This window comes from Dyella nitratireducens (assembly GCF_014642835.1).
Classification (GTDB): Bacteria; Pseudomonadota; Gammaproteobacteria; order Xanthomonadales; family Rhodanobacteraceae; genus Dyella_B; species Dyella_B nitratireducens.
In genome coordinates this window covers 976,319-1,000,525 of record NZ_BMJA01000002.1, presented here as the reverse complement: position 1 = coordinate 1,000,525, position 24,207 = coordinate 976,319, and the positions used below count along the sequence as shown (strand labels likewise).

23 protein-coding genes are annotated in these 24,207 nt (G+C 60.0%); 11 read left to right on the top strand and 12 right to left on the bottom strand.

All coding sequences use genetic code 11. From position 1 onward, the window contains the following. Positions 1 to 18: 18 nt before the first annotated feature. The 8 genes from IEX75_RS15290 to IEX75_RS15255 form a co-directional block, all read right to left on the bottom strand. Positions 19 to 276: a hypothetical protein gene (locus IEX75_RS15290; protein WP_188795154.1), complete on the bottom strand. Its 258-nt coding sequence runs from the start codon at positions 274 to 276 to the stop codon at positions 19 to 21. A gap of 316 nt (positions 277 to 592) precedes the next feature. Continuing rightward, complete coding sequence (locus IEX75_RS24210; RefSeq protein ID WP_229720854.1) at positions 593 to 1,231, bottom strand: hypothetical protein; 639 nt, start codon at positions 1,229 to 1,231, stop codon at positions 593 to 595. Between the two features lie 169 nt (positions 1,232 to 1,400). Beyond that, positions 1,401 to 2,264 carry a peptidylprolyl isomerase gene (locus IEX75_RS15280; RefSeq protein ID WP_188795150.1) on the bottom strand — a complete coding sequence of 288 codons (864 nt, stop codon included), beginning with the start codon at positions 2,262 to 2,264 and terminating at the stop codon, positions 1,401 to 1,403. A gap of 79 nt (positions 2,265 to 2,343) precedes the next feature. After that, entirely contained in the window at positions 2,344 to 3,432 is a 1,089-nt protein-coding gene (locus IEX75_RS15275; RefSeq protein ID WP_229720853.1) for a glycerophosphodiester phosphodiesterase family protein, read from the bottom strand. A gap of 343 nt (positions 3,433 to 3,775) precedes the next feature. Beyond that, on the bottom strand, positions 3,776 to 4,624 hold the full coding sequence (locus IEX75_RS15270; protein ID WP_188795148.1) for an energy transducer TonB: 849 nt from the start codon (positions 4,622 to 4,624) through the stop codon (positions 3,776 to 3,778). 101 nt (positions 4,625 to 4,725) lie between these two features. Further along, positions 4,726 to 5,031, bottom strand: coding sequence for a hypothetical protein (locus IEX75_RS15265; RefSeq protein ID WP_188795146.1), 306 nt, complete (start codon positions 5,029 to 5,031; stop codon positions 4,726 to 4,728). Positions 5,032 to 5,349: 318 nt separating this feature from the next. Further along, entirely contained in the window at positions 5,350 to 5,652 is a 303-nt protein-coding gene (locus tag IEX75_RS15260) for a superoxide dismutase (RefSeq protein WP_188795144.1), read from the bottom strand. A gap of 33 nt (positions 5,653 to 5,685) precedes the next feature. Beyond that, a complete protein-coding gene (locus IEX75_RS15255; protein WP_188795142.1) occupies positions 5,686 to 6,240 on the bottom strand; it encodes a flavodoxin family protein in 555 nt (184 codons plus the stop codon). Between the two features lie 163 nt (positions 6,241 to 6,403). Between IEX75_RS15255 and IEX75_RS15250 the strand changes: the two genes are divergently transcribed. After that, positions 6,404 to 7,360, top strand: coding sequence for a LysR family transcriptional regulator (locus IEX75_RS15250; protein ID WP_188795140.1), 957 nt, complete (start codon positions 6,404 to 6,406; stop codon positions 7,358 to 7,360). A gap of 13 nt (positions 7,361 to 7,373) precedes the next feature. Here the strand turns inward: IEX75_RS15250 and IEX75_RS15245 are convergent, their stop codons facing one another. Both IEX75_RS15245 and IEX75_RS15240 read right to left on the bottom strand, forming a co-directional pair. Beyond that, on the bottom strand, positions 7,374 to 8,387 hold the full coding sequence (locus IEX75_RS15245; RefSeq protein ID WP_188795138.1) for a sterol desaturase family protein: 1,014 nt from the start codon (positions 8,385 to 8,387) through the stop codon (positions 7,374 to 7,376). 528 nt (positions 8,388 to 8,915) lie between these two features. Beyond that, a complete protein-coding gene (locus tag IEX75_RS15240; protein ID WP_188795136.1) occupies positions 8,916 to 9,860 on the bottom strand; it encodes a LysR substrate-binding domain-containing protein in 945 nt (314 codons plus the stop codon). 116 nt (positions 9,861 to 9,976) lie between these two features. On the opposite strand from IEX75_RS15240, the gene IEX75_RS15235 reads away from it, so the two are divergent. The 8 genes from IEX75_RS15235 (at position 9,977) to IEX75_RS15200 (ending at position 20,607) form a co-directional block, all read left to right on the top strand. Beyond that, positions 9,977 to 11,728 carry an IlvD/Edd family dehydratase gene (locus IEX75_RS15235; RefSeq protein ID WP_188795135.1) on the top strand — a complete coding sequence of 584 codons (1,752 nt, stop codon included), beginning with the start codon at positions 9,977 to 9,979 and terminating at the stop codon, positions 11,726 to 11,728. A gap of 11 nt (positions 11,729 to 11,739) precedes the next feature. Further along, entirely contained in the window at positions 11,740 to 13,329 is a 1,590-nt protein-coding gene (locus IEX75_RS15230) for an aldehyde dehydrogenase (NADP(+)) (RefSeq protein WP_188795133.1), read from the top strand. A gap of 169 nt (positions 13,330 to 13,498) precedes the next feature. Next, entirely contained in the window at positions 13,499 to 14,419 is a 921-nt protein-coding gene (locus IEX75_RS15225; RefSeq protein WP_229720851.1) for a dihydrodipicolinate synthase family protein, read from the top strand. Beyond that, positions 14,420 to 15,358, top strand: a complete 939-nt coding sequence (locus IEX75_RS15220) for a Gfo/Idh/MocA family protein (RefSeq protein ID WP_188795130.1) — start codon at positions 14,420 to 14,422, stop codon at positions 15,356 to 15,358. A gap of 46 nt (positions 15,359 to 15,404) precedes the next feature. Next, positions 15,405 to 16,409, top strand: coding sequence for an arabinose ABC transporter substrate-binding protein (locus IEX75_RS15215; protein ID WP_188795129.1), 1,005 nt, complete (start codon positions 15,405 to 15,407; stop codon positions 16,407 to 16,409). A 248-nt stretch (positions 16,410 to 16,657) separates the two neighbouring features. Beyond that, positions 16,658 to 18,178: an L-arabinose ABC transporter ATP-binding protein AraG gene (gene araG / locus IEX75_RS15210; protein WP_188795128.1), complete on the top strand. Its 1,521-nt coding sequence runs from the start codon at positions 16,658 to 16,660 to the stop codon at positions 18,176 to 18,178. Positions 18,179 to 18,199: 21 nt separating this feature from the next. Then, positions 18,200 to 19,213: an L-arabinose ABC transporter permease AraH gene (gene araH / locus IEX75_RS15205; RefSeq protein WP_188795127.1), complete on the top strand. Its 1,014-nt coding sequence runs from the start codon at positions 18,200 to 18,202 to the stop codon at positions 19,211 to 19,213. A gap of 29 nt (positions 19,214 to 19,242) precedes the next feature. Next, positions 19,243 to 20,607 carry a glycoside hydrolase family 27 protein gene (locus IEX75_RS15200; protein WP_229720850.1) on the top strand — a complete coding sequence of 455 codons (1,365 nt, stop codon included), beginning with the start codon at positions 19,243 to 19,245 and terminating at the stop codon, positions 20,605 to 20,607. 317 nt (positions 20,608 to 20,924) lie between these two features. Here the strand turns inward: IEX75_RS15200 and IEX75_RS15195 are convergent, their stop codons facing one another. Beyond that, positions 20,925 to 21,578 carry a DUF1223 domain-containing protein gene (locus IEX75_RS15195; RefSeq protein WP_188795126.1) on the bottom strand — a complete coding sequence of 218 codons (654 nt, stop codon included), beginning with the start codon at positions 21,576 to 21,578 and terminating at the stop codon, positions 20,925 to 20,927. Positions 21,579 to 21,830: 252 nt separating this feature from the next. On the opposite strand from IEX75_RS15195, the gene IEX75_RS15190 reads away from it, so the two are divergent. Continuing rightward, positions 21,831 to 22,622 carry an alpha/beta hydrolase gene (locus tag IEX75_RS15190; protein ID WP_188795124.1) on the top strand — a complete coding sequence of 264 codons (792 nt, stop codon included), beginning with the start codon at positions 21,831 to 21,833 and terminating at the stop codon, positions 22,620 to 22,622. A 5-nt stretch (positions 22,623 to 22,627) separates the two neighbouring features. Next, positions 22,628 to 23,602 carry a hypothetical protein gene (locus tag IEX75_RS15185; protein WP_188795123.1) on the top strand — a complete coding sequence of 325 codons (975 nt, stop codon included), beginning with the start codon at positions 22,628 to 22,630 and terminating at the stop codon, positions 23,600 to 23,602. 38 nt (positions 23,603 to 23,640) lie between these two features. Here the strand turns inward: IEX75_RS15185 and IEX75_RS15180 are convergent, their stop codons facing one another. Next, positions 23,641 to 24,156, bottom strand: a complete 516-nt coding sequence (locus tag IEX75_RS15180) for a hypothetical protein (RefSeq protein ID WP_188795122.1) — start codon at positions 24,154 to 24,156, stop codon at positions 23,641 to 23,643. Positions 24,157 to 24,207 lie beyond the last annotated feature (51 nt).

Below are 24,207 nucleotides of genomic sequence, written 5' to 3'. Positions count from 1 at the left end.
CTGTTGTCATTACATTTATCAAGATGCAGCGCGCTGTTTGATGCGCTGCGCATAAATAATCAGCCGCGCGCCATTCGCGATCACCACAAGGATGCCAAGAACGAAAAAGCTCCAGGCAGCCCACGACATGCCAAGCCATGGCGCGGCACCAAGAATCACTGGCCTGATTTTTGAAAACAAGGTGGCTGCACCTATCCCAAAAATGAGAACGCCCATGATTTGCACCGCAGAAAAATACGCAGGCAGGAATACCTGCTTGTCTTTCCCTGTCACCATTCTCCTTCCCCTGTTTCGCATTAGCCCTTGGCTGGGCGAGCCGCATCAAGCTATCCAACCTGTTGGCGAGATGCAAGGATGACTCGCTCTGAAATAACCCTGTCATAGACCTTCAACACACGAGGCGTTACGGGGCTTCGTGAATCTGCGTGAAGATCACCTGCCACTGGCCGTTGCGCTTCGCCCAGACATCAACGAAACGGGCTCGCGCTACGCACATCACCCAATTCCAATGCAGTTGGCGCATATCCGCTCCCATGCCGTGTATGTTCGCGCATAGGTAGCAGGGAACATCTGGCGAAACAAATGCTGGAAGTTATGGATGAATCCGGGTGTTTGCTGGCGGCATGCTTGAATAGAGCTTTTTCGCAAGCGATATGGCAGCGGCACTATCTTCATCGCCAAAGTCATCCAGCGCAGGGTCTCTGAGCAGATCCTCATCCCTGGGCAAGCTGCGTTGCGCCGATAGGCGGGCAAATATTTGCCAGGAAGCGGCTTCTATCGGATCTCGCTCGACGAGCTTGCCCTCCTCCTCCAACTGGGCCATCAACCTGGCGGCTTCCGCATCCGGCTGTAAGGCCATGCTGCGGAGTGCGGCCACGTCGGCGGCGTAATAAGCGCTTACGGCAGTCATATCATCAGGCAACACGTCTGCCGCCAATGCGTCAACATCTTCGCTGTCCTGTCGAAGCTTTTGCTCCAGCACATCACGTCGTGCGTCTGCACTGCCCGCGGTAGCAGCGGCACGCATGCGCGAGAGAATGTCATCTTCTGATGAAACCAAGGTCTTCGCACAAAACCCAACCAGCCGCTCTCGCTCGGCGTCACCTGACTCCAGGGGTGTTACAGGCGCATCGCCGGGCTGCCATGCATTAGCTGCCAGGGCTGACATGCGGCTGCATACCTCGTCCCTACTGGCATCATCGAACAGGCGTTGCGCTGGGTTGTCATGCATGACGGGAGCCATGCTGATCGGATGACCCGACGCGGACCTCGTTACGCTGGTTGTTGTCGCCGGCACAACGGCAATATGTGCGGGACGCACAACACCGCCCAAGACAATGGCCGCACTCAACGTAGCGGCCACGATCCATACACGACGGCGGAATGCCATACGCAGCGGGTTATTTGACGGTGTTGCCATCAAGCGTCGACTTGTTGAACTCAACCGGCGTGTTCTGCATCCACTGCGCAATGGTTGAATCGACTGCTTCGTCTCGCAAAACGGATTCGACCATCTTGTGCCTGTTGTCGAAGGTGGCGACCGTTTTCTGTTGAACCAGGATCACGTGGTAACCCTGCGTGCCCCTGACAGGATTCGACACCTGTCCTTCATGCATTTGGCTTATCACCGGAAGAAATTCGTTCGCAACATACATGCCGAGCATGGGTGATAGTTCGCCACCGTCCTTGGCGGTGGCCGCATCATCCGATTCACCCTGCGCCAAGCGTGCAAAATCGGCACCCGCATCAAGCTTCTTTTTGATCTGAGTGGCCTTGAGGAAGGCTTCGTGTTCGGAGCGTTGATGGCCGTCCTTGGTCGGCCCTATCGCGATGAAGATGTGGCTCAGCGCATATTCGTCGTACGCATTGGCATGCAAATCCAACCGTTGTTTCACATCCTCGTCCGTGACCGTTGCGGCGGCATACAAGTGATCGCGCTCGGCTTGCGCAAGCACATGATCGATCGCGACGCGAATCTTCGCGGCTACCGCGTGATCCTGATCGAGGCCGTCCTTGCGGGCATGGGCGGCGAGAACCTCCATGTCGGCAAACTGCTTTAGCTGATCACCGTCTTCTGCGAACGAGGCGGAGCCTGAGGTCTCCTGCATTGCCGCGGCTACGTCGCGATATTGTTGCGGGGATAGTGCTGTGTCCCCAATACGCAGTGCCACAGGCAATGGCTCGGCCGCAAGCGCTGATGCAACGGGAGTGACGGCGATGCCGGCAAGCACGGCGGTAAAGAGAAATCGACGAAAAGGTGTCATAGGTGTGGTGTCTTCAGGCGCGGCTACGGTGTGACACGTGCGAGGGGGCGTCTGACCGCCCCCTCGCCCGATGCTTGGATCAATGCAGTCCCTTCGAGTGAAGGAAACTGATCAACCCCTTCGGATTGTCGGTGGTGATGAAGGTGAAGCCCTCCGACACCAGGAAGTTCCAGCTGCCGCGCTCATCGGCGGTGTCCTTGCCACCCGAATACTGGAAGTACAAGTCAGACAGCTTGTAGCAGCACTGCCCGGTGTTCTTGTAGAACTCATCCTTGCCCGGACCATCCGGAATCGCATTGAAGACGCCAACCGCCTCGCCTGCGCGCTTGGCAAGGTCCATATCCCCCTGCAGCAGGCCATTTCGCTGCTTCACGTTGATCTCAAGCGCGGTGACGTTGGCTTGCCAGTTACGCCGCACGGCCGTCACGTTGATTTTCGACAGCATGTTGGTGGTGAATACCGGAATGCCGCGAATAGTCGGTGCATCCGCCTTGAACGCGTTGTAGGAGGGATACAGCGTCGCGTTGACCTTCACGCCCACCACCTGGCTAGGGCTGGAAAAGTTTTCTTGCGCCAGGCGGTCGATGGCACGCACCGCTTCCTGGTTCTTCGTGTCGAAGATCATCGGCGTACGCAAGCCGTGCTGATTCCAGTAGGTAAACACACCGGTGATATCAGGCACGAAGTAACCTGTTACCGACCTGCGATCCGGCGTCAGCAGATGCAGAAACTGTATGGTCTGCCAGCTGACCGTGCTCACGGCCGGGTTGGTGCCTCGATCGGTCATCGGGTCGTATTTGCTGCCGCCGCGAAATGCCGTGTAGACGTTGGTGGTGCGCCCGAGGTTGAAATCGTGCATCAGTACCGGAACGCCTTCCTTCGTCAGCTTCACGTCCAGCTCGACGGCGTCCATGCATTCGTCGTCTGCTTTCTGCAGCGAGGCGCGCGAGTTTTCCGGAAGGGATGCGTCGCCTGAAAAGCTGCCCCACAAACCGCGATGGGCCAGCACCGAAACTTGCCGGGTGGGCTCGGTTTTCAACAGTGCCGCCATCTTGTTACCGACGGGGAGACAGCCCGCATGCGAAAGCTGAGGAACAAGTCCGGCAGATATCAGGAGTGTCAGGCAGAGCAGCTTGCCTTTAGCTCCACTTGGGGAGAAATGGTTCATGACTAGCCTCTTGAGGGAGTGGTGGGCGCGATGAGCTTGCCCATCGCAGACGAGCACCCGCATCGACAACGTTCCGTCGACTCGCCGCAGGTGCTTCATCGAGGCCGCATGCTATTTATTCACTATGACTGAATTATTAAATGGACGTCCAAATTGCGGCGAATGAAAGAGTTAGTCCCATTCCGACAGCAATATGTCCCGTTGCGACAGTCGTCACCGCCCAAGCAGTGAGCTGACGCCCAAGAAAAAAGCGCAATGCACTTGGCATTGCGCTTTTGTTGAAACTCTCGCAGCCGGCAAAGCCGATTGCCACAACACATGGCTGCGGCTCAGCTCAAGCGGATTACGCACCACCTAGTGGTGTCGTAAGGTGCAGCGATGATTCGGCTTGGGAGATGCTGCCGGCCGGAATGGTGTTTGGTGAAATGGCATTTTGTGCATCCGCCGTCATCCATGGCACGGGCTGACGCGGGCCGGGAACGTAAATGTCCCACTTGCCGTAATCAGCATCATCTGACATGTGCGGCGGTCCAAAGTTAAAGCTTACCGGTACAGCGACGTTCCAATAGGGGTCCGCTGCATGCTTGCCGGTCGTAGGCAGGTTGAACGTCCAATTCTTCGCTGACTCAATCGCCGCCTTAGCCAGCATGTCGCGGAAGTAACGCATCTGCGCTTCGCGAATGCGCACATGCAGGTCCACCTGCTCGGCTGCGATGTCTTCCACCTTACCTTGGCGGTTCACGCGTATGATCATATAGACCGTACCCGCCACACCCGCCTCGACAGCCTCACGCGGATATTTGATCGGCTGACGTGCCTTGGAACTGATGGAATCGGTGTCGTTGCCGCTCAAATCGCCGAACGAGGCATCACTGATGGCGATAACATCATGCTTATCATCAACCGGCGTCGCCTTGATACGCATATGCATTGGCGTGCGCTGGATCGCAGCCGCGGGTTCATCGAAGCGGAATTTCCATGCAGGCACGTCTTTCTTGATGAGATTGATGACGGTCTGCGGGAGCTTTTCAGGCTGATCGATGGTGTAGCCATGAACGGAACCATCGGGTGCCACCTCGATCCAGCCTGTCACCAGCATGCTGGCTTCGACAGCCTTATGAGCACCACTGGGACCGGCCGAGGCAGTCCATGCAGAAAGAGCCAACAATCCACCCGCCACCCAACGCTTCATACGCCATCCCCATGCAAGATGCGGCGAGGATAGCCAGCCGGGGTGGATGTCTCCATGTCAGCACGTCAGTGCGCCTGATCGTTGATGACATGCCTGACCCATCATCCGCGGGTGCCGGCCAAGATGGATATCAAAAAGCTTTCCAATAGCTGACTTTGCCCAGCGTCAACAAGACACTTTGCTGTCTGGTTGCCGAGTTCAACGATGTTGTCTTCGCAAAACCAATCCAAAAGCTTGGCGTGATCCGACTCGATTTTGCCGGCCATTTCAAAAATATGAAGATAAGCATGGACAGCGGTACGTGTTAGATCACCGGCCATCGTTGCATCGCCTCGCGCGCACTCATCAAAAGATAGCTGTAGCAGCAATGCATGGTTCTTTTGCTCGTCATTCCGGCGAAGGCTCACTCCTGTCCGAGGAAGTTTCGTAGTACCTCACCGTCATTCCGGCGAAGGCCGGAATCCATCTATATCAATGCGGGGTACAAGTCGATCCAATGAGGGCTCTTCTCTTCCAGGTTGCTAATAACACCAACATACAATGTGCCTCTTCGGCGGCTGGCAAGCATGTAGACACAAGGTAATCGCCGATCCATGGCCAGACCCCACATGGATTCCGGCCTTCGCCGGAATGACGATGCGCTCTGAAACAACATCCGCGCGAACTTCATTTATTTAACGGAATGGTGGAAAAACGTTGGGTATATCGCTCAATCGGCCTCTTACTCAAGCCGTATCGTGGGCAGCAAAGAGCGTCTCCCAACCAACAAAAGGCCCAAGCGGAATGATGTCCCAATCAATCAGCCCAGCCTTGGCCAGGGGAAACTCTTGCAAGGCTTGCCTGGCGGCATCCACCGAATCGCATTCGGCAATGATCGCGACACCGGGACGATCCTGGCGGAAATAAATATCGCGCACGACACCACGCTTATAGAGCTGCCATCCATGACGCGTCTCGTCCAGCAAATGAGGTCGATACGTTTCTGGACTGGCGCCGGGCATGGGAACGTCAAGGCAAAGCAGTTTCACGGTAAAGCTCCTTTTGAAAACGGGCGCGACGAATCAGGCGTTCGCTTTGAATTGGCGCGTTAATTCGGCGACGCGCTGGCCCAAGTGCGCAGCAGTCTTGAGGTCACTGGCAATGGGCGAGAGCTCGGGTGATACATCGTCGGACTGGGCCATCGCACCCAGCCAGCCGCCAATGCGGTTGGGTTGATCTGCCGTGTTTCCAGGGAAAAGGTCCAGCCCTACCCAGATCATCCCGTGCTGGGCTGCAAACAGGGCCATGGTGACCAACGAATTCAGCTTGTCGCCATGCTGAGCACCGGAGTTGGTGAAGCCGGCAGCGATCTTGTTGCGCCACGCCATGGGCATCCATGCGGGGCGCGTCGAATCCTCCATGAATTTCTTGAGGCGCGCGCTGATCGTGCCGTTGTACGTGGGAGACCCGAAGATGATGGCGTCGCTGTCGGCTAGCGCTTCCCAAGCGATGTCACCATCGCCCACGGCGAGCAGTGTCGCCTCGGCTTCCGGCACACGATGAACACCTTCAGCAACGGCCAGGGCCTGTTTTTGCGTGTGGCCGTAGCCACTGTCATAAATGATGGTTACCCGCATCGGATGTCGCTTTGTAGCTTGATGGTCGATGCACGGCATTTTGTCCGGCGCGAATCGCAACCAGAAGTTGTGATTGGGTTGAACCGTTCTCAACCGAAAGTTGATAATGCTCCCGCCCACCCAGGCACTAAGCTCCGGCGCTGGCTAACCGGTGGAGGACGGCTTGGAATCTTCGCAACGCGTTCGCACGATCCTTTCTTTTGTCCAGGCAGCCGATGCCGGCAGCTTTGCAGCGGCGGGCCGCTTGCTCGGCATTACCTCGGCGGCAGTCAGCAAGAACGTCGCCAGTCTCGAGAAATCATTGGGCGTGCGGCTGATGAACCGCACGACTCGAACGCTCAAGCTTACCGAGGAAGGCGTTGCGTTTCTTCGACAGGCTCGCGTAGCGCTGGAAGCACTCGACACAGCGATCGACACCATCGCCGCGCAGCGTGCCGTACCCGGCGGACGTGTTCGTATTTCGACAAGCTCGGCATTCGGCCGAGAGCACTTATTACCGGTGCTGCCCGGGCTGCTATCGCGTTACCCTGCCCTGTCCGTCGAGGTCGACTTCGACGATCGCGTCGTCGATCTCGTGCGTGACGGCTACGATTTTGTGATCCGAGGCGGCAACATTCCCGATTCGTCGCTGGTATCGCGTCCGATCTTTCGCATGCATTCGGTATTGGTGGCATCGCCTGATTATCTGGCGCGTCATGGCATACCGCAGACTCTCCAGGAGCTGCGAGCCCATCGGCTTATCGCGCGCCGATTTCTGAGTGGACAGATTGCGCCATGGAGTTTCAGGGCCGACAACGGCAGTACCATGACCTTCGATCCTTCAGATACGGCGGTGCTGACCTTGTCCGCACCGGAAGCGGTCGTCGAGGCAGCACGCGATAGCGTGGGCATTGTGCAGATCGGTGTTCACCTGGCCTGGAAACATCTGCTTTCCGGTGCGCTGAAAGTCGTACTCCATCGCTATCACTCGCCCGGCACCTACGAGATGGTCATGCAATATCCGCATCGTGCCTTGATGGCGCCGCGCATTCGGGCGACGGTGGATTATTTGCTGGAGACTTTTGCAGAGAACAAGAGCCTGCATGTGCCACTGGAGGCATTGGACGCGTACGTTGCTTAGCGTACGGCCATGACTAGATGCTGGCCTCTACATGGGTTGCGGCTCCCTGCTCCATCCGCAACGCCTCCTTGGCAACTTTGGCAGTGTGGTGATTGCCGTCATGGCTCCAGCCCGGCGGCATCACCAGGTACAGCAACTTGTTGCCTATCCCCGGTGCATGCCATACGTCTCGCCCCAGCAACCAGAGTTCGCCCAGATAAGCATCCAGCACGCTGTAAGGTTTTACGGGCCGGGTGATGCCGTATTCAATCGGCACATCCTTATGCACTTCCATATACGTGCCGAAGACGCGATCCCAGATCGGCAGCAAGTTGCAGAAGTTGGTGTCCATGTAGAGCACGTTGCGCGCGTGGTGAACGCGATGGTGCGAAGGCGTCAGCACGACACGATAAAACACGCCTAACTTGCCCTCCCGCAGCACATTCTCGCCGAGGTGGATGAGGCTGCCCCAGAAGCTATCGATGATCATGATCAGAATCAGGAGTGGCGGGCTCACTCCCAGCAGCATGCAGATGCTGGTGCGCACGAAGTCGGCATAGGGGCCTTCGAGAAAGATGTGCGCAAAGTTCACCGACAGATTCATCGCAACGGGCGCATGGTGGGTGGAATGCAAACACCACAGCAGGCGCACCTTGTGTGCCAGAAAGTGATACACGAAATGGGCCAGCTCCCACGCCACGTATCCATATAGCAGTCCGTACCACGTGAGCCCGGCCTGGAATGGCGCAAAGCGATTGAACAGGCCGATGCAGAAGCCAACCATGGCAATGGTGAGAAAGGTGCCGATGACACGATTGAGCACCATCGTCAGCAGTGGAACCTGGTAATCCTCGCGCTTGACCCGGCGCAGCACGATGCCGCGCACAAGCTCGATGACCAGCAACAAAGGGATGATGGGGGCAAGCAGGCTGCCGAAGCCGTCTACCGTCAGCAGGCTGCGGTAGTCGCCGGAGGCGAACATCTTCAACAAAGCATCCAGACCAAAAAAGTCTGTCAGCTGATGGCGGATCCAATCCAAGATATCCATGGCAGCCCTCCCCGGCGGCATCTGTAGGATGGCTTTGGCGGTCGTTGGGGCATCAGTCCCGTCGTCAATTTGTCACGATCTAAATGACTGCGCAAGTACACTTTTGGGTAAGACGGCCATCCGCGGCCTTGCCCATTGCTGTCCGGGGAAATTTTGCGGAAAAAGTAACGAGCACGTGAGAGACAACACGTTTGCATGATTCGCGCAGCAAGCGACTTAAAAAAGTTGGTTCAACGCGATATCCACGAGTGAACCGGAAATGCCCCCTCCCCTGCTTGCAGGGGAGGGCTGGGGTGGGGTGAGGCGAGCGAAGCTCGCTTCCCGCTACGCGGGAATGGATAAGAAACATGATGGAATCTCTGGCGAGGTTGCTTCACCCCACCCCAACCCTCCCCTACTACACGTAGGGGAGGGGGCCGATCCGGCAAGCTAAAAACTCCCCCGGACAGCAATGCGGCCTTGCCCGACTGCCCGTCATGTGGAAATTGCCGTCAACGCACCGTGATCTGCACGAATACGCCCGTTGGCCTAGCGAGAATAAGCTTCGCGACTTGCTTCGCGTAGCGCATCGACCATCAGCGCTACGGCAGGAGAGAGTATTTTTCCCGCTGGGGTAATCAAGCCGAAGTCGTCCATCTTGCAGTCCATCGCCAACGGCAGGATTTCCACCATGCCGTGTGCCGCGTAATAACGCGCAACGTCTTCGGCGAGCACGGCGATCATGTCGCTTTGCTCCAGCGCACGCGTAATAAACAGCAGCGCCGATGTTTCGACCACGTTCGTCGGCGGCGCCAGGCTCGCACGCTGGAACATCAGTGCGAAGCGATGCCGCAGCACGCTGCCGGAAGGCGGCACGATCCACGCGCCCTGCTGCACGTCGGACAGCCCAAGCTGGCCCGCAGTCAACAGCGGATGGCCGCGCCGCACGACGGCGTGGACAGGCTCGCCAGCCAGAGGCTCGTAGTGCAGTGGCAGCTTCTCGTGCTCGGGGAACAGGCGCCCGATCACCACATCGAGTTTGTCTTGCGCCAGCCGTTCGAGCAGCACATTGCTGGTGTCGATGTCGACCATGATGCGGATGTTCGCGTGCATGCGTTTGACGGCCGCAACGGCAGCCGGCAGCAGGCGCACGCCCGGCGAGGTGATGGCGCCTACCGCCACCTGCCCCAGGCGCCCGGCCTTCAAGGCGGCGAGCTCTTCCTGGGCCTGGTCGAGGCTGCCAAGCACCATGCGTGCGTGGCGGATCAGCGCCTCGCCATAGAGCGTCGGCCGCATGCCGCGCGGCATGCGTTCAAACAGGGGAGCCTGCAGCGTTTCTTCCAACTCGCGCAACAACTTGGAGGCGGCCGGCTGGGTGATATTGAGCGCGGCCGCGGCGCGGTGGATGTTGGCCTCTTCGGCAAGCGCTACGACCAGCAGCAATTGCCGTGTCTTCAAGCGCGTGCGGACGTACCACGGGTTGGTATCGAGCATGGGCTGGGCACCGGCACTGATATCGATATGGATATCGGAAAGGTCCAATATCTCATTAGTAGGTTATCAGGCTTGTTTCTAGACTGCAGCGGACCTGTCTACCTCGACCACGGACCATGCCGGCGAACAAACCCAGACTGCGGTCTCAACAATGGTTTGGCACCACAGACAAGAACGGCTTCATGTATCGAAGCTGGATGAAGAACCAGGGCATCCCCGATCACGAATTCGACGGCCGGCCCATCATCGGCATCTGCAACACCTGGTCGGAACTGACGCCTTGCAACGCGCATTTCCGCAAGCTGGCCGAACACGTCAAGCACGGCATCTATGAGGCGGGCGGTTTTCCGGTCGAATTCCCGGTGTTCTCGAACGGTGAATCGAACCTGCGCCCCACGGCAATGCTGACGCGCAATCTCGCCTCGATGGATGTGGAAGAAGCGATCCGCGGCAATCCGATCGACGCCGTCGTGCTGATGTGTGGCTGCGACAAGACCACGCCGGCATTGCTGATGGGTGCGGCAAGCGTCGACGTGCCGGCCATCGTGGTGACCGGCGGCCCGATGCTCAACGGCAAGCTCGAAGGCAAGAACATCGGCTCGGGCACGGCGGTGTGGCGCTTGCACGAAGCGCTGAAAGCGGGCGAGATCGATCTGCATCATTTTCTCTCGGCCGAAGCGGGCATGTCGCGTTCGGCAGGCACCTGCAACACCATGGGCACGGCTTCGACGATGGCGTGCATGGCCGAATCGCTCGGCGTCTCGCTGCCGCACAACGCCGCGATTCCCGCAGTGGACGCGCGCCGCTACGTGCTCGCGCACATGTCGGGCAGCCGCATCGTGCAGATGGCGCTGGAAGACTTGAAGCTTTCGAAGATCCTCACGCGCGAGGCGTTCGAGAACGCGATCGCGACCAACGCGGCGATCGGCGGTTCCACCAACGCAGTGATCCATCTAAAAGCGATCGCCGGCCGTGTCGGCGTGCCGCTCGAACTGGAAGACTGGACGCGCATCGGCCGCCACATCCCCACCCTCGTCGATCTGCAGCCGTCAGGCCGCTTCCTGATGGAAGAGTTCTATTACGCAGGCGGCCTGCCGGCCGTGCTGCGCCGGTTGGGCGAAGCCAATCGCCTGCCGCATCCGGATGCGTTGACGGTCAACGGCAAGTCGATCTGGGACAACGTGTGCGACGCGCCGATCTATGACGACAACGTGATCCGTCCGCTTGACCAGCCGCTGATCGCCGACGGCGGCATCTGCATCCTGCGCGGCAATCTCGCGCCGAACGGCGCGGTGTTGAAACCGTCGGCGGCAACGCCTGAGTTGCTCAAGCATCGTGGGCGTGCGGTGGTGTTCGAAACTTTCGATCATTACAAGGCCACCATCAGCGACGAATCACTCGACGTCGACCAGGATTCGATCCTGGTGATGAAAAACTGTGGCCCGCGCGGTTATCCGGGCATGGCCGAAGTCGGCAACATGGGGCTGCCACCCAAACTGCTACGCGAAGGCGTGAAAGACATGGTGCGCATTTCCGATGCGCGCATGAGCGGCACGGCGTACGGCACGGTGGTGTTGCATGTGGCGCCGGAAGCCGCCGCCGGCGGCCCGCTCGCGGCGGTGCGCAATGGCGACTGGATCGAACTCGATTGCGAAGCGGGACGGTTGCATCTGGATATCAGCGATGAAGAGCTCGTGCGCCGTTTGCGCCAGCTCGATCCCGCTACCGCGCCAGGCGTGGCGGAACAGCAAGGCAAAGGTGGATACGCACGGCTTTATATCGACCATGTGCTGCAGGCCGACGAAGGCTGCGATCTGGATTTCCTGGTGGGCAAGCGTGGCGCCGCCGTGCCACGCCATTCGCATTGATAAGGTGAAGCATGACGACGCCGCTCACCGGTGAATTGTTAATGGCAGGCCACACCCAACGTGGCGAAGGCGCGCCATTCCAGGCGTCCGACGCGGCAAGCAGCGCGCCGATCGCGCAGCCGGTCTTTTATGGCGCATCGATCGCCGATGTCGACCGGGCCTGTGAACTTGCCGATGAAGCGTTCGACACTTATCACGCGTTGCCTGCAGAAAAGCGCGCTCGATTTCTCGACGAATGTGCGGCACACATCGAGGCGCTCGGCGATGCCTTGATCGAACGCGCAATGGCCGAAAGCGGCCTGCCTCGCGCACGCCTTGAAGGCGAACGTGCGCGCACGGCCAATCAGCTGCGCATGTTCGCAACACTGGTTCGCAGTGGTGACGCGCTCGACGCACGCATCGAACCTGCCCTGCCCGAACGCCAGCCGCCGCGCACCGATCTGCGTTTCTGGCGCATCGGCGTCGGACCAGTCGCAGTGTTTGGCGCGAGCAATTTTCCGCTGGCGTTTTCGGTAGCCGGCGGCGATACGGCATCGGCCCTTGCAGCGGGCTGTCCCGTGGTCGTGAAGGCGCACCCGGCGCATCCCGGCACCTCCGAACTGGTCGGACGTGCCATCCAGCAAGCCATTGCCGCAGTAGGTCTGCCTGCAGGCGTATTCGCGCTGCTGTTCGACGCGGGCCATGACGTGGGCAGTGCACTGGTCCAGCATCCGGCGATTCGCGCGGTAGGCTTTACCGGTTCGCGTGCGGGTGGGTTGGCGTTGGTGAAACTTGCGGCGGCGCGGCCCGAACCGATTCCCGTCTACGCCGAAATGAGCAGCGTGAATCCGAACCTGTTGCTGCCCGCTGCATTGGCCGCGCGCGGCGAAACACTGGCACGCGAGTTCACGGCATCGGCCACGCTTGGCTGCGGCCAGTTCTGCACCAATCCAGGCTTGATGCTCGGCCTGGCAGGTGCCGATTTCGATGCATTCGCCACGCATGCCGCACGCGAATTCAGTGCGGCACCGGCAGGCGTCATGCTGACGGCCGCTATGCTGCGTGCATACGAACGCGGCATCGAACGGCTTGCACGGCATCCGCACGTCACAACGCTTGCACGCGGTGCGTCCGCGCCAAACCGTGCGCAGGCAGCGTTGTTACGCGTAAGTGCCAGCCATCTTCTTGCCGACCACACACTCGGCGAAGAGGTGTTCGGCCCAAGCAGCATGCTGGTCGAATGCGCCGACGTGGCCGAACTGCGCACGCTGCTGCGCACGCTCGAAGGCCAGCTCACCATCACGCTGCATATGGAACCGGGCGATGCCGAGCTTGCACGCACGCTGCTGCCGCTGATCGAGCGCAAGGCAGGCCGCGTGCTGGCGAACGGTTTTCCGACCGGTGTCGAAGTGTGCGATGCGATCGTGCATGGCGGTCCGTTTCCGGCCACGTCGGATGGACGCAGTACGTCGGTGGGCACGGCGGCGATCGAGCGCTTTTTGCGGCCGGTGTGTTATCAGAATTTTGCCGATGAGCTGTTGCCGGATGCGTTGCGTGATGGCAATCCGTTGGGCTTGCATCGCCGTTTTTCCGGCAAGCCGGAAGCTCCAAAAAGTACGTAACGGGATACGCAGATTGCCATGAAACCCGCCCTGCTCTGTGGCCGTCATTCCCGCGAAAGCGGGAATCCATCTTCGCTCGTGCATCAGAGCAACATGGATTCCCGCTTTCGCGGGAATGACGGCCGTGAGAGGTGGCGCGACGAATGAAAGAGACAGGATGACCAACGCCATGACGCCACCCCGCTACCGCGGCATCTTCCCCGTCGTACCCACCACCTTCACCGAAACTGGCGAACTGGATCTTGCCAGCCAAAAGCGCGCCGTCGATTTCATGATCGACGCCGGTTCCGACGGCTTGTGCATCCTGGCCAACTTCTCCGAGCAATTTTCCCTGTCCGACGACGAGCGCGAGATCATCACCCGCACCGTGCTCGAACACGTCGGCGGCCGCGTGCCGGTGATCGTCACCACCACCCACTACGGCACCACCGTCAGCGCCGCACGCAGCAAGCGTGCGCAGGAACAAGGCGCGGCGATGGTCATGCTGATGCCACCTTATCACGGTGCCACCTTTCGCGTGCCCGAGTCGCAGATCTACGACTTCTATGCGCGCGTTTCCGACGCGATCGACATCCCGATCATGATCCAGGATGCACCGGCAAGCGGCACCGCACTGTCGGCCGCGTTTCTTGCACGCATGGCACGCGACATCGAACACGTTGCCTACTTCAAAATCGAAACGCCAGGCGCCGCCAACAAGCTGCGCGAACTGATCCGCCTGGCGGGCGACGCAGCGGAAGGCCCGTGGGATGGTGAGGAAGCGATCACGCTTTTCGCGGACTTGAATGCCGGCGCGACCGGCTCGATGACCGGTGGCGGCTATCCCGATGGCATCCGCCCGATTATCGAGGCGCATCGCGAAGGCCGCGTCGACGACGCGTTTGCGCACTACCAACGGTGGCTGCCGCTGATCAATCACGAAAACCGCCAGGCTGGCATGCTTGCCTGCAAGGCACTAATGAAGGAAGGTGGCGTGATTGCCTGCGAGCTGCCGCGCCATCCGCTGTCCACCATGCATCCGGAGACGCGCCACGAACTGATCGCCATCGCACGCAGGCTCGATCCGCTCGTCTTGCATTGGGGAAAATAAATGACAGCAACAAACGCTTGCTACACCGTAGGTATCGTCGGCGTCGGCAAGATCGCCCGTGACCAGCATCTGCCCGCCATCGCGGGAAACCCGGGCTTCCGGCTCGTTGCCGCGGCAAGCCGCAACGCGCAGGTCGAGCACGTGCGCAACTATCCCGATATCGACACGCTGCTCGGCGCTGAAAAAGAACTTGACGCCGTGTCGCTGTGCGCACCGCCACAGGTTCGTTACGAACAGGCACGCGCCGCCTTGCTCGCGGGCAAACACGTAATGCTGGAAAAGCCGCCCGGCGCAGGCGTGAGCGAAGTGGAAGCGCTGCGCACGCTCGCGCATAAACATGGCCGCACGCTGTTCGCCACCTGGCATTCGCGCTACGCCAGCGCCGTCGAACCGGCGCGAGCGTGGCTCGCCCACCGCAGCCTGCGTGCGGTCCACGTACGTTGGAAAGAAGATGTACGCCGCTGGCATCCAGGCCAGCAGTGGATCTGGGAGCCGGGTGGACTGGGTGTGTTCGATCCGGGCATCAACGCGCTGTCCATCGTGACGCAGATCCTGCCGCGCGATGTATTGCTGCGCGATGCCACGCTGCACATCCCCAGCGATTGCGCGACACCCATCGCTGCCGAACTCGATTGCATCGATGCCGACGGTGTACCCGTACGCGCGGAATTCGACTGGCGCCATGGCCCGGTCGAGCAATGGGAGATCGACGTCGATACCGACGACGGCCTGCTCTCGATCAGCGAAGGCGGCAAGCGCCTGGTGATTGCCGGCGGGTCGGTGGCACTCGGCGCCGAACGCGAATACCCGGCGCTGTACGAGCGCTTCCACCAGCTCATTTCGCAGCGTACGGACGATGTGGACGTACGCCCGCTGCGTCTGGTCGCCGATGCTTTCCTGCTTGGCAGGCACGTCGCCGTCGAAGCTTTTGGCCACTGAACACGATAGGGACATCCGCAACCGCCGCGCCCGAGGAGATTGGAGCATGACCAGCAAGATCCGCCGATTTACCCATCGCGCTGCGTTCGCGGCCATGGCCATGAGCGTGCTCGGCTTGAGCGCATGCCACCATGCCGACGCTCCGACCAAGATCGGCTTTCTGGTGAAGATGCCGGAACAGGCATGGTTCATCAACGAGGAAAAGGCCGCCACCGAGCTTGGCAAGAAGGAAGGCTTCTCGGTAGTGAGCATCGGCACACCAGACGGCGAGAAGGTGCTTGCCGCGATCGACAACCTCGGCGCACAAGGCGCGCAAGGTTTCGTGATCTGTCCGCCCGATGTACGACTGGGGCCGGCGATCCGCGCACGCGCAAAGCAGTACGACATGAAGTTCGTGACGGTGGATGATCGGCTGGTCGATGGCTCCGGCAAGCCGCTTGATGGTGTGCCCCATCTGGGCATGTCCTCGTTCAAGATCGGCAACCAGGTCGGCCAGGCTATTGCCGATGAAATGAAAAAGCGCGGCTGGAAACCGGAGGAAGTCGGTGCACTGCGCATCACCGATGACCAGCTGCCAACGGCCAAGCAGCGTACCGATGGTGCCACGGAGACGCTGCTTGCCAGTGGCTTCAAGAAGGAAAACATCTTCGACGCGCCACAACGGACCACCGACGACGAAGGCGGCTTCAATGCGGCCTCACCGGTGCTTGCTCAGCATCCGGATATCAAGAAGTGGGTGATCTACGCGCTCAATGAAGAAACCGTGCTGGGTGCGGTGCGTGCGACCGAGCAATTGCATATTCCGGCGGAGGATGTGGTTGGCGTCGGCATAAACGGTGCCGGCGAGGCGTTTGCCGAGTTCCAGAAGAAGGAGGCTACCGGGTTCTACGGGACGATTGCGGTGAGCTCGACCCATCACGGCAGGGACAGTGCGCAGAACCTGGTGGATTGGATCCGCACCGGCAAGGAGCCGCCGGCAGATACGCAGACGGCGGGAGCGCTGATGACGCGTGACAACTGGCAGAAGGTGCGGGCCGATTTGGGTATCTAAACCTGCTTCGCAAATCAACATATAGGTGCACAACTTCTTCAAATGCCCAATCCCGCCTCACCGTCATTCCGGCGAAAGCCGGAATCCAGTACAAACACGTGGCGCGAAGCGCTCAACATAAAAAGTTACGTGTGCTTCGCACGCCATATTTGGACTGGATTCCGGCTTTCGCCGGAATGACGGCAAGGCAAGCATCCATTCCTCGCAAGCCCGAGCCTTCTCGATAGAGCACGCACAGCATTGAAACCATGACATTCGCGAGCGCAGCCGTTCAACTAGCCAGGCACGCCTACCTGGAACTCGACGGCATCACCGTCAGCTTTCCCGGCGTGCGCGCGCTCAATGGCGTATCGCTGCAAGTACGCGCAGGCGAAGTGCATGGCCTGATGGGCGAAAACGGGGCCGGCAAATCCACGCTGCTCAAAGTGCTCTCGGGCGTGAACCAGCCACAGGCCGGCACGCTGAGCTTGAATGGCGTCACACACCGCTTCACTCACACGCGCGCCGCGATCGACGCCGGCATCGCCATCATCTACCAGGAACTGCATCTGGTACCCGAGCTGACGGTGGCCGACAACCTGATGCTCGGGCAACTGCCCAACCGTTTCGGCGTGCTCGACAAGCGTGCCCTGATCAAGCGCGCCGTGGATGAACTCAAGCGCCTCGGCGAGCACATCGACCCGCGCACGCCGGTAAAGCATCTCTCCATCGGCCAGCGCCAGATGATCGAGATCGGCAAGGCATTGATGCGCGATGCGCGCGTGATCGCCTTCGACGAACCCACCAGCTCGCTCTCCGCACGCGAAACCGAACATCTCTTTCGCATCATCAACGCGCTGCGCGCGGATGGGCGGGCGATCATCTACGTCACCCATCGCATGGAAGAAGTGGATGCGCTATGCGACCGCGTCACGGTGTTTCGCGACGGCAAACGCATTGAAACATTCGAATCGGTAGCCAACCTGGACCGCCACCAGCTGATTGCAGCCATGGTCGGCCGACCGATCGCGGACGTCTACGGCTATCGCCCGCGCGTTGCGGGTAACGTGCTGCTCGAAGCAAAGGAGCTGATGGGGCCAGGGCTGGCCGAACCGGCATCGTTTACCACGCGCCGCGGCGAGATCGTGGGTTTCTTCGGGCTGGTGGGCGCAGGACGCTCCGAGCTGATGAAGTTGATCTATGGCGCAACGCGCGCTAGTGCCGGCCACGTCGAACTCGGCGGCAAGCGCGTCAACTTCAGCAGCCCGCGCGACGCCGTGCGCGCCGGCATCGCACTGTGCCCCGAAGATCGCAAGCAGGAAGGCATCGTCGCCATCGCGTCGGTGGCCGACAACCTCAACCTCAGCGCGCGCCGCCACTTCAGCCGCGCGGGCTTTCTGCTCGATGCCAAACGCGAGCGCGCGTTGACGCAGGATTACATCCGGAAACTTGCGATCAAGACCCGCAACAGCGATACCGCCATCGGCACGCTCTCCGGCGGCAACCAGCAGAAGGTGATCCTGTCGCGCTGGCTGGCCGAGCGTATCGAGGTGTTCTTGATGGACGAGCCGACGCGCGGCATCGACGTGGGCGCGCGCGCCGAGATCTATCACCTGCTTTACGAACTCGCCGAAGCCGGGCGCAGCGTGCTGATGGTGTCGAGCGACCTTGCCGAGGTGATCGGCGTGGCGGATCGCATCATCGTAATGCGCGAAGGGCGCATCGTGGGCAACGTGCCGAAGGCCGAGGCGACGCCCGACGAGTTGATCAAGATGGCGCTGCCGCGCTGACACACTTAAGACGAGCCATAGATGAGCCGAGCCATGCAACCAGAGGAAACCTCGTCCACCACCGAAGCATCTGCGCCGCCCGTCGTGCCGATGCACGTGCGCGCGTGGAACCTGCTCAACAAGTCCGGCATCGTGGTCGCCTTCGTCGTGCTGTTCGTGCTGCTGTCCGTCACGGTGCCCGACTTCCTCACCACCCGGAATATCCAGGGCCTGCTGCTCTCCGTCACGCTGATCGGCTCGATCGCCGTCACCATGATGTTTGTGCTGGCGCTCGGTGAGGTCGATCTTTCGGTCGCCTCCATCGTCGCGTTCGCAGGCGTGGTGGCCGCCACCGTCATCACGCAAACGCACAGCGTGCTGCTGGGCGTTGTGGCCGGCATCCTGGCGGGTGGCGCGGTCGGCCTGGTGAACGGCGTGCTGGTCGCGCGCTTCAAGGTCAACTCATTGATCGCCACACTCGCCATGATGGAAGCCGTGCGCGGCCTCGCCTATCTCACCTCCAACGGCGATGCCGTGATGATCTCGCAGGAAAGTTTCTTTGCGCTCGGCAGTGGCTCGTTCCTCGGCATCTCGTACCCGATCTGGAGCAACATCGTCGGCTTCGTGGTGTTCGGCTTCCTGTTGAACAAGACCGTGTTCGGCAAGCACGTACTCGCCGTGGGCGGCAACAGCGAAGCGGCTTTGCTGGCAGGCCTGCCGGTGACGCGCATCAAGATCATGGTGTTCGTGCTGCAGGGTTTGGTGACGGGCTTCGCCGGCGTGATGCTCGCCTCGCGCATGAGCCTCGGCGATCCGAAAACCTCGGTGGGCCTCGAGCTCGGCGTGATCTCCGCGTGCGTGCTGGGTGGCGTATCGCTTACCGGCGGTGTGGCGACCATTTCAGGCGTGCTGGTGGGCGTGCTGATCATGGGTGCCGTGCAGAACGTAATGAGCCTGATGAACGTGCCGACGTTCTATCAATATCTGATCCGCGGCGGCATTCTGCTGTTGGCGGTGCTGTTCGACCAGTACCGGCGCAGCAGGCGCCGTGTATGACGATACACATGATCGTCAGAGGACATGCCATGCAAGCAAGCGTACGAAGCCTGGGGCTGCTGGCCGCCCTGCTGCTCCTGCCAGCCATGGCGTGGGCGCAGGAGAGCGCTCCAACGCCACCCTTGGGCTGGAATAGCTGGGACGCCTACGGTTTCACCATCCAAGAAGCCGACTTCAAGGCCAATGCCAAGGAACTTGCCAAGCTCAACGCTTACGGCTGGACCTACGTCGTGATCGATGAAGGCTGGTACATGGGCAATCCGTTCGGCGACAAGCTGCAGCATCGTGATTACGCCATGGATGTACACGGCCTGTTGATTCCCGCATCGAAGCGCTTCCCCTCCTCCGCTGATGGACAAGGTTTCAAACCGCTGGCCGACTGGGTGCACGCACAAGGATTGAAGTTTGGCATCCATATTGTCCGCGGCATTCCCAAACAAGCGGTGGATGCCAACCTTCCGATTGCAGGTTCTTCGTTTCATGCCGTCGACGCCGCAGACACGGCCGATACCTGCAACTGGGATGATGGCACTTACGGCGTCCGCGACAACGCTGCCGGACAGGCTTACTACGACGCCATGCTCGCGCTGTATGCGCGCTGGGGCGTGGATTTCCTGAAAGTCGATTGCATTGCCGACCGCCCGTACAAGATCAGCGAGATTCGCCAGATTGCCGCGGCCATCCGGAAGACCGGGCGACCGATCGTGCTCAGCCTTTCGCCGGGTCCCACCCAGCTTTCGCACGCGGCGGAGATTCGCCAATATGGCCAGATGTGGCGCATCTCCAACGACGTATGGGATGGCTGGACATTCGTGCATGAACATCCCAACGACGATTTCCCCATGGGCGTGCGCGACATCTTCGATCGCTTGCCGCTTTGGGCCGGCCAGGCCCACGATGGCCGCTGGCCCGATGCCGACATGCTGCCGTTCGGCGTGCTCGCGCCGCACCCGGGCTGGGGTGACGCACGCCACTCGAGGCTGACGTTGGATGAAGAACGCACGCAGCTGAGCTTGCTTGCCATCGCCCGCTCCCCGCTCATTCTTGGCGCCAACCTGACCAAACTGGACGAGGCAACGCGCGCACTCCTCACCAACAAGGATGTTATCGCCGTCGACCAAGACAGCCACGACAATCATCCGATCGAACACCTGCCGGCGGGCTTCGAACACCTGCGCGTATGGGTAGCATCCGGGAAGGCGGGGGAGCGCTATGTGGCCGTATTCAATCTGGACGACAAGCCGGCTTCAGCGGAAGCATCGTGGGATGCACTAGGCCTCACTTCCGGCAAGCACGCAGCGCGCGACTTATGGCGTAGCCTTCGCCTGGATGCATCCGATCGTTTGAAGATCGACTTGCCTGCCCATGGGGGCGTGCTTTATTCGGTCAAGTGATTATGCATAGGTGCGTGATTTCAGTAATGTCTATAAATGGCTTGGGCCGAACGACACTTACCCAGGCACGCATCTCGATTATCGCGAAAGACTGTCCCCTCCCCTGCTTGCAGGGGAGGGTTCGGGTGGGGTGCGAGCGAAGCGAGCGGCGGGAATCGCACGCCGCTGCCATGCACATTCTGGAAGTATTCGGCTATACGCTAAAGCACAAGCAACCCCACCCCAGCCCTCCCCTGCTACCGCAGGGGAGGGAGCCAACCGCCGCAAGCGACAAGCCGCGTAAATTCTTCTTGCACTTCTGCGCCCAACGTTGACGACTACGGTCCGGATGTATCGCGCACTTCCTGCAGGGCGGCGCTAAGTATGTCACCGCCGCCTTGCACTTGAACAAGCACGGCCGTGTCGAGTCCTGGCTGGGATGGTGCCGGCAATGAAAATGCCGCATCGTTCCCTTTCCATTCGCCCAAATGAACCAGCTCGCGTACCACGTTGCGCTGATCCAGCGTGCGTCCACTGTTTTCACCGCCGCCAACCGGCACGTGAAGGGTTCGCGGATCATACCGTACCAGCCATACATCACTTGCCTCATAGTGGCCTGGCGATGCCGCAACGTCCACGCGATCACCCGCCGGCCAGGCGATAGCGGGTCCAGCGCTTTGCGCTTGATGAATGACCTCGTTCAACTGCGCACGATTTGTGCCGACGAGGTCCGTATGGCCATTGATGTAGACCTGCGGCGTCCAAACCGTGTCGCGTTGGTGATGATGCGCGTAACGCCATTGCCTTTCCGTATAAGCATCAGTTGCAAAGGTATCTTTCCACCCCAGACCATCCCAGTACGTGATGCCATAGGACAAGGCGAGTACTCCGGGAACATCTGCGAGTGCGTTGAGGTTATCTTCGGCCGGCGGGCATGAAGAACAGCCCTGGCTTTGAAAGAGCTCCACCACCACGAGCTTTGATGGAAGCATTTGGCTTGTGGTTGGCACATCGCTTGCGTGCACGGCCATGGCGGTGACCAACCCCAAGATGACACCCGCACAAGTTGTTCGACGCCTCATAGCCCGCTCCATTTCGATCATCTCCCATCCATTCGCCTGAGCAGGGTTGCGCGTTACACTCGTCGGCATGCTGCCGGTTCCTGATGTAACGCTTCCCGCAAAGCCGGCGAATGGCTAAAAGGTGGCCGCCTTTCACTCAGCTGCAGGCCGTAAGGAGTTCACATGCGCGCAGTACGCTCTTTTGCCATGTCGGCGCTGATCACGCTAAGCGGCATGGCCGCATCCGTACCCGCCACAGCCACGGCCTTGTCGTCGTCACCCGCCGTGGCTACGTCGGATGTCACCTTCAAAGCCAGCGATGGCGTGGTGATCTATGGCCGCTACTACCATGCCGCATCGCCCCGCGCATTGATTTTGCTGTTCCATCAGGCGGGCTCCAGCAAGGATGAATACAAGACCATTGCCCCAAGGCTCGCCGCAGCCGGCTACAGCGCGCTGGCCATCGACCAGCGTTCGGGCGGCGATTTGTTTGGTCCGAATCAAACAGTGCAAGCACTGGGCCATTCCGCCCGCTATCTCGATGCCAAGCCCGATCTCGAAGCAGCGCTGTCCTTTGCTGAAAAACAGAAACTGCCGATTATCCTTTGGGGCAGCAGTTATTCCGCATCGCTGGTTGTGGTGGTGGCTTCCGAGCACATCAACGACATTCGTGCCATGGCGGTTTTTTCGCCGGGTGAATATTTCGATCAATCGCCTTCCATGATCCGCTCGGCCGCGGCGAAGGTAACCGTGCCGTTCTTTGTGACGTCCGCCAAGGATGCCAAGGAGATCGATGCAGCCAAGGCCATCCTGGCGGCCTCGCCGTCGAAGCTGAAAGTGCAGTACGTTCCAACCACAGGCGGCGTGCATGGGTCCTCCACCCTGATCGCCAGCCGCAATCCCCAAGGCGCCGAAGACAATTGGAAGGCTATTTTGGGATTTCTTGACCAGCTTCAGCTCCCATCGCCGCCATAGCAGCGATGGATCGTCGACACTTCTTGCAGACGGTCGGCAGCCTGGCAGTCGCCACGCAGTTGCCCAGGCTGACATTTGCGCAGGCGTATGACGATCCCGCGGACGTTTACGCCAGAGTGAAGGGCTCACCCGATCTGCAACTGTCGATGCCTGGCGGGAACATCACCATCGCCATGGATGGCGATTCCCGGCCACTGGATAAGCGCCGCATCGAAACGTGGATACGACGCAGCGCATCGGCTATCTCCGCCTACTTCGGCCGCTTTCCCGTCAGCCATTGGTATCTGCTGGTAACGCCTGGCGCAGGCAACCGCATCGGACCGGCTACGACATGGGGCTACCCCGGTTCGGTCACGCACCTCACCGTCGGGCGTGACGTCACCGATGACGCCTTGCGCGACGACTGGGTGATGGTGCACGAAATGACCCACATGGCGCTTCCTCGCGTGCCCATGCGCAGTGAATGGTTTATGGAAGGCAGTGCCACCTACGTTGAACCGATTGCGCGTGCGCAATCAAGGCAGATCCCTGCGCAGGAAGTCTGGCGCTGGGCGGTCGACGATATGCCTAAAGGGCAACCTCAAGAGGGTGACGAAGGGCTCGACCATACGCACACCTGGGGAAGAACTTACTGGGGTGGCGCCATGTATTGGCTGCTTGCCGAAATAGCCATCTATAAGCACAGCCATGGCAAATATCGCTTGCAAGATGCGTTGCGCGCCATCAACCGCGCGAGTGGCGGCAATATGGCGTCCTGGAGTGTGATGCAGACTGCTCAAACAGGTGACGCCGCCGTAAAAGGCGATGTGCTCGCCTCGCTTTACGACAAGCTCAAGGATCGGCCCGTCACCATTGATCTTGATGGCATGCTGCGGGAATTGGGGATATCGGAGGTGGATGGCGTCATTCGCTTTGACGATCGTGCGCCGCTGGCGGAACTTCGTCGGTCAATAACATTGTTGGAACCGTCAGATAGATAGTTCCCACCTTGTCGCCAGCACCATGGAAGCTCGCCCCTTCAATGTCCCCTGTCATCGTGCCGCAGCTTCAACACCGCCATCTTCTCCGACTCCTCCTTGTCCTGGTGCGGCACATGGCCCGACATCACCACATGATCGAACACGATAAGCATTTTTCCAGGCGATAAACGAACCACTTCCCGGGTCGCCAGATTCAGCATCAAGCGGTATTTGTGAAATCTTGGATCGCCGCGTGGCTCATCCAGAAAATCTTTCAACAGGATGTGCGGCTGATCATCCACAAGCACCAAGGCCGGTTCCTGGTAATAATCGATGGCAACGCCCGCCGTGAACTTTATTTGTTCGGCTGACCCTTCGATATGAAATCGCGGCTCCAACTTGCTCAATGGAATCAACAAGCCATTGGGAATGTTTCTTCGATGCTCTACCCGCTCGCCGGAAAAGCAGATGTAGGTAGGGTTTAGTTCGTCCTGTTGTTCCGCGATATTCAAGGCCACCAGCACGATGTCCTTGCCCTGCCGGTAATAAACGCCAGGGACGGCTTTGTCCGGCATGCACGCATTGCTCAATTCCTCGATGGAAACCGGGTTGAACTTCATGGCCAT

Excerpts from the sequence above, each read along its gene's own strand:
- IEX75_RS15290 (WP_188795154.1), bottom strand. The coding sequence starts at position 276 with ATGGTGACAGGGAAAGACAAGCAGGTATTCCTGCCTGCGTATTTTTCT.
- IEX75_RS24210 (WP_229720854.1), bottom strand. The coding sequence starts at position 1,231 with ATGCATGACAACCCAGCGCAACGCCTGTTCGATGATGCCAGTAGGGAC.
- IEX75_RS15280 (WP_188795150.1), bottom strand. The coding sequence starts at position 2,264 with ATGACACCTTTTCGTCGATTTCTCTTTACCGCCGTGCTTGCCGGCATC.
- IEX75_RS15275 (WP_229720853.1), bottom strand. The coding sequence starts at position 3,432 with ATGAACCATTTCTCCCCAAGTGGAGCTAAAGGCAAGCTGCTCTGCCTG.
- IEX75_RS15270 (WP_188795148.1), bottom strand. The coding sequence starts at position 4,624 with ATGAAGCGTTGGGTGGCGGGTGGATTGTTGGCTCTTTCTGCATGGACT.
- IEX75_RS15255 (WP_188795142.1), bottom strand. The coding sequence starts at position 6,240 with ATGCGGGTAACCATCATTTATGACAGTGGCTACGGCCACACGCAAAAA.
- IEX75_RS15245 (WP_188795138.1), bottom strand. The coding sequence starts at position 8,387 with ATGGATATCTTGGATTGGATCCGCCATCAGCTGACAGACTTTTTTGGT.
- IEX75_RS15240 (WP_188795136.1), bottom strand. The coding sequence starts at position 9,860 with ATGCTCGATACCAACCCGTGGTACGTCCGCACGCGCTTGAAGACACGG.
- IEX75_RS15235 (WP_188795135.1), top strand. The coding sequence starts at position 9,977 with ATGCCGGCGAACAAACCCAGACTGCGGTCTCAACAATGGTTTGGCACC.
- IEX75_RS15230 (WP_188795133.1), top strand. The coding sequence starts at position 11,740 with ATGACGACGCCGCTCACCGGTGAATTGTTAATGGCAGGCCACACCCAA.
- IEX75_RS15225 (WP_229720851.1), top strand. The coding sequence starts at position 13,499 with ATGACGCCACCCCGCTACCGCGGCATCTTCCCCGTCGTACCCACCACC.
- IEX75_RS15220 (WP_188795130.1), top strand. The coding sequence starts at position 14,420 with ATGACAGCAACAAACGCTTGCTACACCGTAGGTATCGTCGGCGTCGGC.
- IEX75_RS15215 (WP_188795129.1), top strand. The coding sequence starts at position 15,405 with ATGACCAGCAAGATCCGCCGATTTACCCATCGCGCTGCGTTCGCGGCC.
- araG (WP_188795128.1), top strand. The coding sequence starts at position 16,658 with ATGACATTCGCGAGCGCAGCCGTTCAACTAGCCAGGCACGCCTACCTG.
- araH (WP_188795127.1), top strand. The coding sequence starts at position 18,200 with ATGAGCCGAGCCATGCAACCAGAGGAAACCTCGTCCACCACCGAAGCA.
- IEX75_RS15200 (WP_229720850.1), top strand. The coding sequence starts at position 19,243 with ATGCAAGCAAGCGTACGAAGCCTGGGGCTGCTGGCCGCCCTGCTGCTC.
- IEX75_RS15195 (WP_188795126.1), bottom strand. The coding sequence starts at position 21,578 with ATGCTTCCATCAAAGCTCGTGGTGGTGGAGCTCTTTCAAAGCCAGGGC.
- IEX75_RS15190 (WP_188795124.1), top strand. The coding sequence starts at position 21,831 with ATGCGCGCAGTACGCTCTTTTGCCATGTCGGCGCTGATCACGCTAAGC.
- IEX75_RS15185 (WP_188795123.1), top strand. The coding sequence starts at position 22,628 with ATGGATCGTCGACACTTCTTGCAGACGGTCGGCAGCCTGGCAGTCGCC.
- IEX75_RS15180 (WP_188795122.1), bottom strand. The coding sequence starts at position 24,156 with ATGCCGGACAAAGCCGTCCCTGGCGTTTATTACCGGCAGGGCAAGGAC.